8 protein-coding genes are annotated in these 15,108 nt (G+C 70.5%); 4 read left to right on the top strand and 4 right to left on the bottom strand.

Annotated features, from left to right (window positions below; all coding sequences use genetic code 11):
- The first annotated feature begins 1 nt into the window (after position 1).
- Complete coding sequence (gene fxsT, locus ACRSBM_RS24910) at positions 2 to 4,342, top strand: FxSxx-COOH system tetratricopeptide repeat protein (protein WP_434446522.1); 4,341 nt, start codon at positions 2 to 4, stop codon at positions 4,340 to 4,342.
- Between the two features lie 38 nt (positions 4,343 to 4,380).
- On the opposite strand, the gene ACRSBM_RS24905 is transcribed toward fxsT, so the two are convergent.
- The 4 genes from ACRSBM_RS24905 to ACRSBM_RS24890 form a co-directional block, all read right to left on the bottom strand.
- Positions 4,381 to 6,192: an aKG-HExxH-type peptide beta-hydroxylase gene (locus tag ACRSBM_RS24905; RefSeq protein ID WP_434446520.1), complete on the bottom strand. Its 1,812-nt coding sequence runs from the start codon at positions 6,190 to 6,192 to the stop codon at positions 4,381 to 4,383.
- The gene (locus tag ACRSBM_RS24900) at positions 6,192 to 6,383 is read right to left on the bottom strand and encodes a hypothetical protein (protein ID WP_434446519.1); all 192 of its coding nucleotides are present in this window, start codon (positions 6,381 to 6,383) and stop codon (positions 6,192 to 6,194) included. Before ACRSBM_RS24900 ends, ACRSBM_RS24905 begins: the two co-directional genes overlap by 1 nt.
- A 679-nt stretch (positions 6,384 to 7,062) precedes the next feature.
- Positions 7,063 to 7,989, bottom strand: coding sequence for a sporulation-delaying protein SdpB family protein (locus tag ACRSBM_RS24895; RefSeq protein ID WP_434446517.1), 927 nt, complete (start codon positions 7,987 to 7,989; stop codon positions 7,063 to 7,065).
- Positions 7,974 to 8,453 carry a hypothetical protein gene (locus ACRSBM_RS24890; RefSeq protein ID WP_434446515.1) on the bottom strand — a complete coding sequence of 160 codons (480 nt, stop codon included), beginning with the start codon at positions 8,451 to 8,453 and terminating at the stop codon, positions 7,974 to 7,976. Before ACRSBM_RS24890 ends, ACRSBM_RS24895 begins: the two co-directional genes overlap by 16 nt.
- On the opposite strand from ACRSBM_RS24890, the gene ACRSBM_RS24885 reads away from it, so the two are divergent.
- The 3 genes from ACRSBM_RS24885 to ACRSBM_RS24875 all read left to right on the top strand — a co-directional run bounded on the left by ACRSBM_RS24885 (position 8,412) and on the right by ACRSBM_RS24875 (position 15,086).
- A complete protein-coding gene (locus ACRSBM_RS24885) occupies positions 8,412 to 8,831 on the top strand; it encodes a hypothetical protein (RefSeq protein WP_434446513.1) in 420 nt (139 codons plus the stop codon). The genes ACRSBM_RS24890 and ACRSBM_RS24885 overlap by 42 nt on opposite strands.
- Positions 8,832 to 8,981: 150 nt before the next feature.
- Entirely contained in the window at positions 8,982 to 12,011 is a 3,030-nt protein-coding gene (locus ACRSBM_RS24880; RefSeq protein WP_434446511.1) for a BTAD domain-containing putative transcriptional regulator, read from the top strand.
- A gap of 102 nt (positions 12,012 to 12,113) precedes the next feature.
- Complete coding sequence (locus ACRSBM_RS24875) at positions 12,114 to 15,086, top strand: BTAD domain-containing putative transcriptional regulator (protein WP_434446510.1); 2,973 nt, start codon at positions 12,114 to 12,116, stop codon at positions 15,084 to 15,086.
- The last annotated feature ends 22 nt before the right edge of the window (positions 15,087 to 15,108 follow it).

Genomic DNA, 15,108 nt, shown 5'->3' with positions numbered 1-15,108 from the left:
CGTGGCCGGCCTCGAAGGGCTCGACTGGCCCGAAGTCGCGGACGTGGTCTGGCTCGCCGCCGCGATGCGGGACGGGGCACCGGAAGGCCGTGAGCGTGCCGACGTCGATCCCGCTCCGAACGGCTCCGTGCGACCAGATCGCGCTCCGGCCGGCTCCGCGACACCGGATCCCGCCGAGGCCGGGCACGACGAGCCGCGCGTTGATTCCGTTCCGCCTGCGGACGAACCCGAGTGCGAACCTGTCGCCGAGCCTCCGGTGCCGCGGTCGTCGAACCGCGACGGGGAGGACCGCGGGGATCTCCCGCTGGTCGCCTCCGACGGCCCCGCGCTGGCCGAGTCGCTGGAGTGCTTCCGCGCGTTGCGGCCGCTTAAGCGCGAGACCGCCTCTTTCCGGGACGACGCAACGGTTCTGGACGAGGTGGCGACCGCCGAGCAGACGGCGCGGACCGGCGTCTGGTGGCCGATCACCCGTTCGAGAACGGAGCGTTGGCTCGATCTGACGGTGGTGATGGACAACAGTCCATCGATGTCGTTGTGGCGGCCGAGGGTCGTGGCGTTCATGGAGATGCTCGCGCGTCTCGGTGCATTCCGCACGATCCAGTTCCGCCTGGTCGACGTCGTGCGGAACGCGGACGGCGTGGAGGTTCCGGTGCTGCGCGGTGGTACACCCGGCGCGCCCGCGCGCGACCCCGCCGAGGTGCTGGACGTCTCCGGCCGCCGGGTGGCGGTGCTCGTGACGGACGGCGTCGGGGACCTGTGGCGGCCGGACGTGTTGTACCCGATGGTGGCTCGTTGGGCGCGATCCATGCCCGTGAGCATCGTGCACCTGCTGCCGCAATGGCTTTGGGGTCGCGGCGCCGTGGGACTGCACCGGGCGAACCTCCGCGTTCCGGCGGCGCTGCGTCCGAACAGCCGCTGGACGTTCGACCTGCCGGACGCCTGGCTCGACGAGGATCCGTCGGCGCACGTGCGGGCCGGCGCGGTGCCGGTGCCGGTGATCGAACTGCAACCGCGGTGGTTGCGCTGGTGGGCGCGGCTGATCACGGCCGGGCATCGCGGGCCGACCACCGGGACGGTCCTGCTGGCCACCCGTGAGGCAGCCGCCAGAGCGCCGGCCGAGGACGTGTCGGCCAGCGAGCACGTCGGCCGGTTCAGGAGCCTGGCCTCACCTCCCGCGCTGCGCCTGGCGACGTTGCTGGCGGCGGTTCCCGCCCATCTCGAAGTCGTGAAACTCGTGCGTCGGCGGTTCGTCCCGGAGGCAGGACCGGAGCATCTCGGTGAATTGCTCCTGAGCGGACTCTTGTACTATTCTTCGGCTCCCAACGATAGTGAGTCCACATGGGACTCCAGTGCCTTTGTGATTTCCGAGAAAGTTCGTGAGCTGTTGCTCAACGGCGCTCGGCGGTCGGAGACCGCCGGTGTCGTGCAAACGGCCGCGTCCGAATTCGGGGATCGCATTCCGGTACTCGGACGTCTCAGGGATGCGATCGCTGATCCGGACAACACGCCGGATCCGGTGCTCTCGAGTTCGAACGCTGCGGAAGTCGGGCTGGAGCGTGCGGTCATGAGGGCGCTGTCGGGGCCATATCTGTCTCGTGCGGACCGGCTGAGAAACGCGGTGCCGCGCGAGACGCCACCATCTTCTGAATCAATTAAGACCAGGACTGCGAGCGAGAACATGCCCGATACGGTCGAGCGCCCGAGCAAGCCAACGGCAACCGAGACCCCGTCTCAGTCCGTATCGGACAGCGCGTCTCCGGTTCGGTCGCATGACATCGACCTTCCTGAGGTCAGCGGGATGGCGATTCATTCCTCGGCCGGTTCGCGGGCGTTCCACGAACGAAGGTCGGATGATCCGCCGCCCATCTGGGGCAATGTGCCACCCAAGAACCCGAATTTCACCGGCCGGGTCGAACTGCTCGAGCAGCTCGGCAAACGCCTGACCGCGGGCGGCGCCACCGCCGTGCTCCCGTCCGCGTTGCACGGCATGGGCGGTATCGGCAAGACGCAGATGGCGACCGAGTACATCTACCGTCATCTGCAGGACTACGACCTCATCTGGTGGATCGAGGCGGCCCGCCCGACCCAGATCCGCGCCGGGCTCACCGAGCTGGCGCGTCAGCTCGGACTGCCAGGAGCGTCGGAGGCGAACACCGCCGTCCCGGCCGTCCGCGAGGCGTTGCGCGTGGGCCGGCCGTTCCGCCGCTGGCTGCTCGTCTTCGACGCCGCCGAGAGTCCCGAGGAAGTCCGCCGGTACTTCCCGGCGAACGGTCCCGGCCACGTTCTGATCACCTCGCGCAACCCGGACTGGGCCGGGGTGGCCCGTCCGCTCGAACTCGCGGTGTTCGACCGCGCGGAGAGCATCGAACTGCTGGGCAAGCGCGGCCCCGAGATCGACGAGGCCGAGGCGAGCCTGCTCGCCGAGAAACTCGGCGACCTCCCGCTCGCGCTCGAGCAGGCAGCCGCGTGGCGTGCGGTCACCGGTATGCCGGTGCGCGAGTACCTGAGGCTCTTCGACGAGTCCGTGGCGGAGATCCTCGACACCTCCGCCCCGACAGACTACGAGCTCTCGGTCGCGGCCGCCTGGAACGTGTCGTTCGACGAGCTGAGGACGCGCAACCCCGCGGCCCACCAGATCCTGCACATCTGCGCCTTCTTCTCGCCGGAGCCGATCTCGCGCGACCTGTTCACCGGTGTCAGCAGGGTCTCGATCTCTCCCGAGCTGGACGCGGCACTGCGCGACCCGATCAAGCTCGCGCGGGCCATCCGCGACATCAACCGCTACGGTCTCGCGAAGATCGACCACGGCAACAACACCCTGCAGCTGCACCGGTTGGTCCAGCTGGTGCTGCGCAACCGGGTCATGGCGCCGCAGGTGCAGGCCCAGATGCGCCATGGCGCGCACCAACTCCTGGCCAGCCTCGACCCCAACGACCCCGAGTCGAGCCGGCACTGGCCGCGCTACCGCGAGCTGATGCCGCACGCCTACGCGTCCGACATCGTCGACTGCGACGACAGCTGGGTGCGTCAGCTGGTCATCAACCTGATGCGCTTCCACTTCGCCTGGGGTGACCACGAAGAGGCCGCGCGCGTCGCCTCGCGGGCGAGCGAGAGCTTCGAGCGCAAACTGGGCCCGACGCACCCGCAGACCCTCGAAGTGGCCTCACGCCTGGGCTTCTACCTGTGGGGCCTGGGACGGTATACCGAAGCCGCGCGAGTCAACCAGCTGACCCTCCAGCGCCGGATCCAGGTGTCCGGAGAGGACAGTGAGGAGGCCCTCGCGCTGCAGACCAACATCGTGATGGACCTGCGGGCGCAAGGGGACTTCGCCGCCGCCACGAAGCTGAGCGACGAGATCTACCACAAGTCCAGGCGGCTGTTCGGCGAGGACGACCCGGAGGCGCTCAGCGCGGCCTACCAGCACGCTCTCAGCCTCCGGCTCTCCGGGGAGTACCTCGCGGCGGCCGAACTCGACGAGGACACCGTTCGCCGCAGGGTCGAGATTCTGGGTTCAGATCACCAGAAGACGCTCGGCAGCAACGCCTCGCTCATCGTCGACCGGCGCGAGGCGGGCGAGTACATGCGCGCCCGGATCGAGCAGGAGAAGTTCACCGAACTCTTCCGGGCACGGTTCGGCGAGGACAACCCCGACTACGCCACCTTCGCGTTCCTGTTGTCGGTGGCCAGGCGCAAGGACGGTGACCACGTGCGAGCGCAGGAGCTGTCCGCTCCGGCGCTCGCACAGCTCAGCATGGTCTACGGGGCGGACCACCCGACCACCATGGCGTGCGCCCTGGCCCACTCGATCGACCTCCGCCACTCGGGAGACCTGAGGGCGTCGAAGAAGCTGGGCGAGGACACGTTCGAGCGGTACCGGAACAGCCTCGGGGAAGACCACCCGCACACCATCGCGGCCACCGTCGACCTGGCGGTGACGTTGCGGCTCAAGGGCGAGCATGCCGACGCGCGGGTGCTCGACGAACGGGCGTTGGAGCTCTTCCGCAGCGGCATCGGGCCGAACCACCCCTACGCGATCATCGTCACGATCAACCTGGCGAGCGACCTCGCGACCCTGGGGGAGATCGAGCGAGCGATCGCCCTGGGCCAGGACGCCGTCGAGCGTGGTGAGCGGGTGCTGGGTGTCAACCACCCCACGGTGCTGGCGGGTTCGCTCAACCTCGGCCACGATCTGCGGGCCGCGGGCCGGTTGGAGGAGTCCGAGCCCTATCGCGGTCCGATCCTGGACAAGTACCGCAAGTTCCTGGGGGAGGCGCACCCCGGAACGATCGCCGCGATCAAGGGCGCGCGAGCCGACTGCGACATCGACCCGATGCTGATGTAGGTGATCCCAGTCCGGGAAGGACTTGCCGGGTAGTGGTCTCAGCCTGAGACGAGCTGGCCGAGCCACCAGGCCAGCTTCTCCGGGGTCGGCACGTCACGTGCGGTGCGGCGGAGTTCCCGGTGCACCGCGCGTACCAGTTCCGGGCAGTGCAGCAGGGCCCGTGCGGCCGGGTTGGCACCGGTCCCGGCGAGCGCGAGGCCCAACCCGACCAGTGACGTCGGCCGGTCGGGATCCGCGCGCAGTTCCGCGCGGTAGCCGTGGGCAGCGTCGGCGAACCGGCCTGTCGCCAACGAGAAGTCCGCGAGGGTGGCTCCGGGAACCGTCTGCCACACGTCGCGCACGTCCGCGTGCCCCGCCTTGCCCACACCGAGACGCACCAGCGTGGGGCGGCTGCGCGACCACGGCCCGTCCGGCACCGGCGTCGGTGGCAGATCGGCCGGAGCCGGGACGACGGGTGGTCTCGACCGTCCGGCCAGCCAGGCGCCGGCGGCCGCGGAGACCAGCGCGGGATCCGGTCGCAGGTGCCGCAGCCGCCACCCCGCCCGGTGGTCGGCGGCGAGCGTTTCGGTCAGCTCCACGATGTCTTCGGGCACCGGTTCGTGTTGCCACGGGCCGAGCACCTCCGCGACACCGGCGAGGAACCGGCGCCCGGCGTCGGTCAGCGTGGCGTCGCGGCGCAGCGTCACGAGCGTTCGCCAGGTCTGCCCGCGCCAGTAGGCGAACTCGAACGTCGCGCGACGCGACCCGTCGGCCTGGGCCATCCTGCGCCAGAACGCGGTGACGCCGAAGAACGCGTAGATTCCCTGGTAGGCACCGCTGACCGGGCGAGGGTCGTCGCGCCACGGCACGTAGATTCGTTCCCTGGGATCGCTTTCGTAGAGCTGCGTCAGGTGGAGGATGCCACCCAGCACGATGTGCTGGAACTCGTGCACCAGCGTGGCTGCGAGGTCGGCGGCGTCCGCCGGCAGACCGATCACGGCGCTGCCGAAGGCCTCGCCGGTCGACGCGCTCGGGTTCTGGAACGGCACGTTCGGCTTGGGCACCACCGAGTCCAGCCCGGCGGTGAGAACGCCGGCGAGCTCGGGCGTGGCACCGACCAGCAGCTCCCACGCCTCGGCCAGCAGACGCCGCCACGCGCCGACCTCGGCGAGTCCCAGGCGATCAGGCGCCAGCGGCTCGTGGAGACCGCGATAGGGATCGAGGTCGTCCAGGTTCACCGAGAACCGGTGCCGCCCCACGGCCGACGTGCACCTCCGCACGCTCCACCAGCCAGGGGAGTCGGAATCGAGCCTGACCGGCAGCCGCACCTCGCCCGACTCGCCGGAGACCACGTAGCGGCCGCGTCTTCCCCGTACCTCGGCGGTGGAGAACTGTGCTGGTGCGGGGAGCCGAGCTGTCCCGAGAGACGGCAGAACCGCGTTGCCCTCCCACAGCGGCACGGAGATCTCGAACTCGATGCCCGCCACGATCGCCGCGGCGGCGGCGAGCGCGTGCACGTGGCCCAGATGAGGCCACAGTGGACTTGCGCCGTCGATGTCGCTGTTCAGCAACCGGGTGGTGTAGCCGGCCCAGCTTCCGGTGTACGGGTGGGCGAGTGCCCTGTCGAGTACCTCGGGTGACACGGCATCGACGCGGGCGAGCAGCTCCCACACGGCTTCGAGCGGTGGCAACGGCCCGAACGCATCGGGCGTTTTCGCGGACGTCTCGAGAAGCGCATGCAGCAACAGTTTGCGTCTGCTGTGCTCGGCTCCGCGCAACCGGCCGACCATGGAGATGTCGCCGCGAAGCCGTGCGAACGCGTCGAAGTCGTCCCACGCCATGCGATGGAACGCGGTGGAACGCGGCATCATCAGTCGATCCGTTCACCGCCCGAGGGGCTGCTGCTTCGGTAGCCCGCCCTGACCAGGCCGGCTCGTTCGACGACGTGCCGAAGCGACTGGCGCAGGAGGTCGCCGTCGAGTTCGCGCACCCTCGTGAACGGGACGCCTTCGAGGTCGAGCAGTGCGGATTCCAGGTCTGGCTCCCAGCCCGATGAGCTCATGGTGTCGATTCCCCCTCAAGCCGCGGCCCGGTCGAAACAGGCAATCCCATGATGACGCAACAACGAGCGGTTCAGGTAGGCCGTTGCCCGTCGCTCCTTGCGCCGAAATGACCAACGGCCGGTGGTGTTCGCCCCTGGGGCGGCACATTCGGGCTGGAATTGGACAGGAAGTGGAAGCCGGGCTCGTGCGGCTTCCGGCGTCATTCGGCCCGCGTGGAGCAGGTCTGATCCGCCGGCACCCCGCGGCCTTCGCCGGCAAGGTGCGGAGCCGGTAGGGGTTCGCCGGGTTCCGCGAGTCGATCGCCGCGCTCGTGCCGTTGCCTGCTCGGGCGGCCGCGGTCCTCGTGGGGGAAGCCGTTGCCGTTGTGCTGCTTGCTGTTCCGGGCACGCAGCTGTGGTGGCGCTGCACGTGATGTTCACCTGCGGGTTGGTGGCACGGGTGCGGGAGCTGCGGGAAACCAACCTTTCCGAGCTCGGCCTGGTGATCCGGCCGTTCTCGGTCGGCTGCGGGCCGTGCCGGACGGTGACCGCCGCCTTGCTCGCCGATCCGCCCTCCGCGCGGTTGGTGTCGCTTGTGGACAGTGATCCGAGTGACCCTGGGGCGGCGGCACGGCTGGCCGAGAAGGTCGGCGGGCGGGTGGTGGTGATCGGCACCCGAGCTCCGTCCGGCCCCCTGTGCTCATCCAGACTCCCGTGTCGCCGGTCCTCCGTTCCTGTCCTCCTCAGCCCACCGCATGGTCACCCGAGGGGGCGGGAGCTCGCCACCGTGCTCCGAACGGCCGCTGCTCGCGGCGGCCACCAGGCCGATCATCACCAGCCCGAAACTCGCCAGACCGAGGGCGAGGACGATGCCGCCGTGCAGCACAACGGCGAGTGCGAGCCCGATACGGCGCACTGCCGAATTGCCGAGCACGCAGACCACGATCGCCGATTCGAGCACGATCGTTCCCCACGTGATCGCGGGGGACAGAACACCCGAATCCAGCAAGGGTGCGAGTTCCGAAGTGACTCCGAAATACGCGTCCTGCATCACATGGTGCATCGCGCTGCCGGCACGCCATTCCGGCTCCACGACTTTGAGCCAGACCGCTTGTCCGTAGACGATCACGACCTGCAGGCGGACCGCCAAATGGGTGACGTAGGTGGTGCCCTTCCACCATGCGGGCAATGGTGCCGCAGGACGTCGCCAATGCCAGACGCGATCGTCCGCCAGGCACAGCGGGATGAGCAGGAGAGTTAGGAACCTGGCCACGTTCTCGCCGCCGTTGGGCACGTGCATCGCGGCCGCCAGACTGAAAGTGGCGTACCAGTGCGGAATGCACGTCCAGCGCGGCCGGTAACCCGAAGCCGCGAGTACGAGTGCGGCGATCGTCACCACTCGGAAAACGGTCTGGGCGGCCGGAGATGATCCGGCGCACCAGAGCGAAAGAACTCGTAATCCGTCACATCGTGGTCCCGCCGGCCCCTTGGGCACAGCGGGGAAAAGGTCGGTGTCCGAGGTGAACACGAGTACGGTCAGTTCGGCGATCGCGACCAGTGAGCGGGCGATGCCGAACGCCGGCGTCCGTGGTTCGAACGCCAGCGCGCGGCCTACCGGGGTGCGCACGTGAGGTCCACGACGGCGATGCGGACGACGTGCCGGGCCGAGGCGTCCCGGCTGGGACGTTCGACGGCGAACACCGTGTCCCCGCAGGGCGTTGCTTCAGTGAAATAGCTGGTCAGAGCCATTCTCGGTGCGCCGGCGACGACGGCGGCGCAGTCGGGGACCGTTGCCGCCGCGCAGTCCCGCCAGTGCTCGTCCGGCAGTTCGTCCACCGTGGCCAGCAGCCGGACCAGGTCGGCGTACGACCCGCGGTCCAGCCCTCGCAGGTAGTCCCGATCACCTGCGGTCCGGGTGATCGGGACGAACGTGCCGCCGGCTTCGTCGTGGTGGTACGCCACCGTGAACTCACGCCCCGCCGCATTGGTGAAGAGCTGCATTCCCTGTGGCCAGATCAACCGGAAGGCATCCCGCTGGGAACTTATCGAGTGCCCGACGACATCGGCGGGCAACTGGGCGGCGGTGGTCACGAGGAATATCATCCCAAGTGCGGCACCGGTGAAGGCCATGCCTTTCGCGGCACGAGCCTGATCGTCGCTTTCGGTCGACATCGATCCGGTTGTCCGGTCGGTCAGCACTCGCCCGTCGTGCACGGGCCGATGATCAATGCCGTCTTGCTTTCCGATTCAGTCGGTCCCGTGTTCGATGCGGAGCTCGCAATCGTCACGGCGACAAGTGCCACGGCGGCCAACAGCGCGCCAAAAAAACCGGCCAGTCTCATTTTCTTGATCCCCTCCTGGATGCGGCGAGGAACCTCCCTTCCTCGTCGCTGCGGAGGGGAATATGGCAGCGATTGTCCGCTTCGTCAACTGGGTCACGCCGTGTACGCGAGTCGCTTCGGTGCGTGATTCCACGTCACCCTGAATCGGTACAGCAAAACCGACGTATCCCTCTCCTTCGGGCCGCCTCTTAAAGGTGATATCTCATGTCTCACCGCGGTACGACTGGCGTCCACCGCCGGCTCCAGTCGTACTCCGAGATGGAAAGCGTGCGGCCGAATGGAATATCGGATCTTGGGCCCGCTGGAACTGCGGTCCGCCGGGCGCTCGGTCGCGCTCGGCGGCGAGCGTCAGCAGAAGCTGCTGGCGCTGCTGGTGCTCGGCACCGGCACCGTCGTGACCTTCGACCGGCTGATCGACGAGCTGTGGGACGACCCGCCGCAGACCGCGCGCCGGCAGGTGTGCAACGCGGCGGCCGCGGTGCGCCGCGTCGTCACGCAGGGCGGCGGCAGGCTGACCACCAGCACGCACGGCTATCGCCTCGACCTGCCGGACGGCCGCCTCGACGCGGACCTGTTCCGCTCCCAGGTTCGCGACGCGGAAGCCGTTGCGCGTGAGGGGAAACCGGCGCAGGCGGTGGCGTTGCTGCAAAGCGCGCTCGACCTGTGGCGGGGCCCGGTGCTGACCGGGCTCACCTCGGCGTCGATCGACGCCGAGGCTCGGGGCCTGGACGAGCAACGGCTCCAGGCCGTGGAACGGCTCGCGGAGCTGCGGCTCGACCTGGGGGAGGTCACCTCGCTGCTCGGGCAGCTGGCGGGTCAGGTCGCCGAGCACCCGTTGCGGGAGTCGTTGCGCCTCACGCTGATGCGCGCACTGGACCGGGCGGGCCGGCGGGGCGACGCGCTGACGGTGTTCGAGGAGGGACGGCGGGCACTCGCGGAAGAGCTGGGCACCGATCCCGGCCCGGAGCTGCGGCGGCTGCACGCCGAGCTGCTGCGCGCGCAACCGGCGCCGGTCGTGACCAGGCGGTCGCCCCTTCCGTTCGACATTCCCGACTTCACCGGCCGCGAGTCCGAAGTGGACAGCCTGATCCTGGCGATCGGTGCGCAGGCACCCGCGATCGTGACCATCGAGGGCATGGGCGGCATCGGCAAGACCGCGCTCGCGGTGCACGTGGCGCACCGCCTGGAGGACCGCTTCCCCGACGGGCGTTGCTACGTCGACCTGCGCGGGTTCACCGCGGGCACGGCGCCGATGACCGCGGGTGCCGCGCTCGAACTGCTGCTGCGCCAGATCGGCGTGCAACCGGACCAGATCCCGGTGGACCCGGACGAGCGCCGCGACCTGTGGCTCACCGAGGTGTCGCACCGCCGCGTGCTGGTGGTGCTGGACAACGCGGCCGACGCGAACCAGGTCCGGCCGCTGCTGCCCGGCGCACCCGGCGCGGTTGTGCTCGTCGTGAGCCGCTGCCACCTCATGGCGATCGAGGGCGCGATCCCGGTGTCGCTCGACGTGTTGCCCACCGACGACGCGGTGGCGTTGTTCCGCCGGATCGCCGGCCCTTCTCGCGCGGACGCCGAACCGGAGGCCGTCGCGGACGTGATCTCGTTGTGCGGCAGGCTGCCCCTGGCGATCAGGATCGCCGCGTCCCGGTTCCGCCGGAGACCGTGGTCAGTCGCCCACCTCGCCGACCAGTTGCGGGACCGGCAACGCCGGGCGCGCGCGTTCACCGCGAACGACCTGAGCGTGGCCGGCGTGCTCGCGTTGTCCTACCACCACCTCCCGGCGGATCGGCAGGAACTGTTCCGGTTGCTGGCCCTGGTGCCCGGCGCCGATTTCGACGCCCACGCCGGCGCGGCACTCGCCGGGATGCCGGTCCACGACGCACAGGACGTGCTGGAAGAGCTGGTCGAGTGCAACCTGCTGATGCAGCGCAGATCAGACCGCTACTGCCTGCACGACCTGGTGCGCGACTGCGCCCGTGACCTCGCCGACGCCGCCTGCACGCCGTCCGGACTGGACACTGCCCGGCGCCGCCTGTTCGACTACTACCTGCACCTGGCCGACGTGCGCGGCCGGCGCTGCATGCCGGGCCGCCGCGGCTTCGCCCCCGACCTGACGTGGGAACCGGAACTGCCCGTGTCGGAGTCCGAAGAGGACGACATCCGCCAGCTCCGCGCCGAGTACAAGAACATGGTCGCGGTGGCCGACTACGCGAGCGCGCACGGCTGGCACGTCCACGCGTGGCAACTGCCGTGCCTGCTCCTGCCCTACCTCGCCAGGGTGGGCCTGCGCTCCGGCGTCCTCGAACTGTCCCGCAACGCCCTGGCGGCCGCGCGGGCCCTGGGCGACCGCCGCGGCGAGTCCATGGCGCTGACCACCATCGCGTTCGCGCTGCGGGAGGAAGGCCGCCACGGCGAGGTGCTGGAGTTCCTCGACCGCGCCATCGCGATCAGCCGTGACCTGGGCGACCTGCCCGCCGCCGTCGGTGGCCTGCGCGACCTGGGTTCGTCCCAGGTGCAGGCCGGCATGCTCGGTGACGCGGCCACCAGCTTCGCCGAGGCCGTCGCCCTCGCACGGTCAATCGGGGACCAGCGCGCCGAGGTGAACTCGACCATCGACCTGGGCCTCGTCGACTGCAACCTGGGCCGCTACCGCGAAGCCGACGCGAGGTTCCGCGACGCCCTCGCGATGCACCAGCTGGACGGTTACGTCGGTGGCGAGGTCGTGGTGCTCATCAACATCGGCTGGCTGGCCCAGCTCCGCGGCCGGGACGCCGAGGCCGTGGTCGCGCTGGAACGTGCCGTGCGGCTGAGCCGCGAGATCGGCATGAGCCGCGGCGAGGGCATCTCCCTGGCCTGGCTGGGAGTCACCTACCGGCGGCAGGGCCGGATCGCCGACGCCGTGGCGGTGGGACGCGAAGCCCTGGAGTCGGCGCGGCGCATGGACCTGCGCGAGCCGGAGGGTGACGCGCTGAACGGGCTCGCGGAGACCTGCCTGGCGGCCGGCCGGCTGCGCGAGGCCGAGGCGATGTTCCGGGAGGCAGAGGAACTGGGAACGGCGGGCGCGCTGCCGATGGTGCGGGCCAGGGCCCACGAGGGGCTGGCCCACGTCGCCGCCCGCCGCGGTGACGACTGGGCCCGCACGCACTGGGAACGGGCCGTCGAGCTGTACCCGGAGGGAGCGGTGGACGCCGAGAACCCCCGCGCGCACCTGGCCGACGCCGAGGCGCGGTGCATGCGGTGCGTGTGCGGGCCGGTGGAGCCGCCGGCGCTGAAAATGCTGCGTGAGGTGGTTTCGGTCGGCTGACCAGCGACGACATCTGTGCATCGGTCGCCGATGCGCCACGGATGCACGGTGTTGGTGCACTCGTCCTCGACAGGTCGAACGGCGAGAAAGTGGTGCTCGGACATGCAGCAGCCCGCGTTACCCGCACGGCTCGTGGACCGCCCGGCGCTCACCGCGGCGCTCGACGCCGCCTCCACCCGCGAGGTGGTCGTGGTGCAGGCCGGTCCCGGTTGGGGGAAGACCACCTCGGTCGCCGCGTGGGCGGCGACCCGGCGGGCCTGCTGGCTCGCGGTCGAGAGCCAGGACGCCTCGCTCGAACGGTTGTCGCGCAAAGTGTTGCGGGCGTTGCGGCAGCGGTTGCCGCAGCTGCCGGGTGAGCTCGTCACGACGACGGCGCAGTCCGTCGAGACGGTCGCCGCATTGATCTGCGGGCTGCTGGACGTGCACCTCGACGAGCCCCTCGTGCTGGTGGTCGACGACGCGGGGAACGCCGATGGCGAAGGGGCCCGGCTGATCGAGGCGTTGTGCCTGCGCAGCCCGCGCCTCTGCACGCTGGTGCTGTTGACCCGCAACGACCTGGGGTTCGATCCCGGTGCGGCGGAGGAGATCGACGCACGGCAGCTCGCGTTCACCGAGCAGGAGATCGCCGCGCTCGTCGGCGCGGACGCGGGAGACGTGCTGGCGCGGACCGGTGGCTGGCCGGCGGCCGTGGTCAGCAACGGCGCGATGCCGGACCGGATGGCGTCGTCCGCGCTCGCCGCGGAACCCGAGGAGAACCGGGAGCTGGTGCGGGCCATCGCGGTGCTGGGCCGGGCGAGCACGGAGCTGTGCGTGGCGCTCGGGTTCACCGACGTGCGGGAGAAGCTGTCCGGACTGGCGCGGCGAGGGTTGTTGCGCGGGCCGGAGTGGAGCGTCCTCGAACCGGTCGCGGAGGTGCTGCGCGGGGAGACCGAGGATCAGGAGATCCGGGTCAAGGCCGCTGTGTTCTGCGAACGCACCGGTGCGCACGCCGAGGCGCTCGGCCACCTGGTGCGGGCGGAAAGGTGGGACCTGGTCGCACAGTTGTTGCTCCGCAGGGACGAGCAGATCGTGGCGGGCGGCGACGCGGACGCGGTGCTGGCGGCGGTGGAACGGCTGGACGACTCGCGGCTACACCTGGTGCGCGGTTTCGCGAGGCAGCACAAGGGCGACTGGCTCGGCGCGCTGCACTGCTACGAGCAGGTGGGCGAGCACACGGTGAAGCTGGCGTGGCGCATGGGACAGCTGTACGCGAAGGCCGGGCAGACCGAGAAGGCCGTCGAACTCTTCGAGCGCACGGTGTTCGACGACGTCACGTCGCTGGACGAGGTGCGGTTGCTGTCGTTGGCCGTGCGGTGGTTCCGGGAGACCGGGCGGCACGAGAAGGCCCTTCAGACAGCCGAAAGATGCGCCCAGGCGGCGAAGAAGCAGGGTGACCACGCCGCCTTCGCCTGGAGCAGCAGGGCGAGAGGCCTGCTGGCCGGGTTCGACGGCGACCGGGTCGCGTTCGAGATGCACTACGGGCAGGCGGTGGACCACGCGAGACGGGCGGGCTGCCGGGTGCTGGAGCTCGGCGTCCGGACCGAGCGGGCGTGGTTCATGGCCGCCGAGACCGGGGCGGAGCAGGCGCTGGCCGAGATCGACGAGGTGCTGGGCCTCGGCCGGCAGGCGGGGCTCACCGGCCACGAACCCGACTGCCTGGACATCAGGGCGCTGGCCTGCGCCAGGCTCGGCCGGTTCGGCGACGCACTCGCCGGACAGAGCCTCCTGACCAGGGCCGAGGTCCACCGCAGGCGCGGCGAACCCGGTCAGGCGCAGGCGTTCCTCGACGAGGCGCTGGCCGGGCCGGGCACCGATCCGCTCGTCGGGGCCACGCTCGCCAGGGTGATCGCGAGCGAGGACCTCACCGCCGCGCGGCAGCTCGCGGAGCAGGCCGTTGCCACCAGCCAGATCCTGAAGACCCGCGAGGTGCCCGCGTTGCTCGCCCGCGGCTGGGTCGCGGTCCTGGCGGGAGACCGCGAGACGGCGCGGGCGGACGCGGCGACGGCTCGCGCACTCGCGGGGCGGCGTGGTGACCGGCCGGGCCTGGCGGACGCGCTGCAGCTGGCGGCGGCCACGTCGGGGAAGGGGAAGGCGCTGCTGGCCGAGGCCGTCGTGGTGTGGCGGGCAGCGGGTGACCCCGTGGGCGCGGCGAGCGCCGAACTGGCGATCGCGAGGCTCACCGGCGTGGACGTGGCGCGCTGCGAGAAGGCGCTGCAAGCGCACGGGGTGAACATCGACGTGCGGATGGCCGACGTGCTCGGGACGTCGGCGCCGAGGAGCGCGCGGATCGTCGTCCGGACGCTCGGAGGGTTCCAGGTGCTGCGTGACGGAGCCCCGGTGCCGAGCGCGCTGTGGCAGTCGAAGAAGGCACGTGACCTGCTGAAGATCCTGGCGGCCAACAGGGGCCGGCCGGTGCCGCGCCCGCAGCTGGTGGAGCTGCTGTGGCCGGACGACCTCTCGGACCGCACGGCGAACCGGCTCTCCGTGCTGCTCTCCACCCTCAGGACCGTGCTGTCCGTTCCTGGACTGCCCGCCGACGCCGAACCGCTGGTCGCCGACCGGGACACGGTGTCGCTGGATTTGTCCATTGTGGATCTGGACGTGGCGCGGTTCCTCAGTGCCGCGAGCACCGCACTGGTGGCGCACCGGCGTGGCGATCAGGCCGCGTTGTCGTTGCTGACTGACGCGGACGAGCTGTACCTCGGGGAGTTCCTGGTTGAGGAACCCTATGAGCTCTGGGCGATCCAGGCGCGCGAGGAGGTGCGCGGCAGGTACACGGCGGTGCTGCGGGCGTTGGTGCGGCTGGTGCGTGATCCCGACCAGCAGGTCGGGTACCTGGTCCGGATGCTCGAGCTCGACCGCTACGACGAGAGCGCGCACGTCCGGCTGGTGAAGGCGCTCCGGGCGGCCGGCCGGCACGGCGAGGCGCGCCGCCGGTACCAGGTCTACCTGGAGCAGATGCAGGAGATCGGCGTGCGGCCGACCGAACCGGACCTGGTGGGCGGCAGGCCTTCGGGAATCCTTCGGGCGGGCTGAGCCCGCGCTTCCGGTCACGGGG

The organism is Lentzea xerophila (assembly GCF_051094245.1).
GTDB lineage: Bacteria > Actinomycetota > Actinomycetes > Mycobacteriales > Pseudonocardiaceae > Lentzea > Lentzea xerophila.
This window is presented reverse-complemented; position numbering and strand designations above follow the sequence as displayed.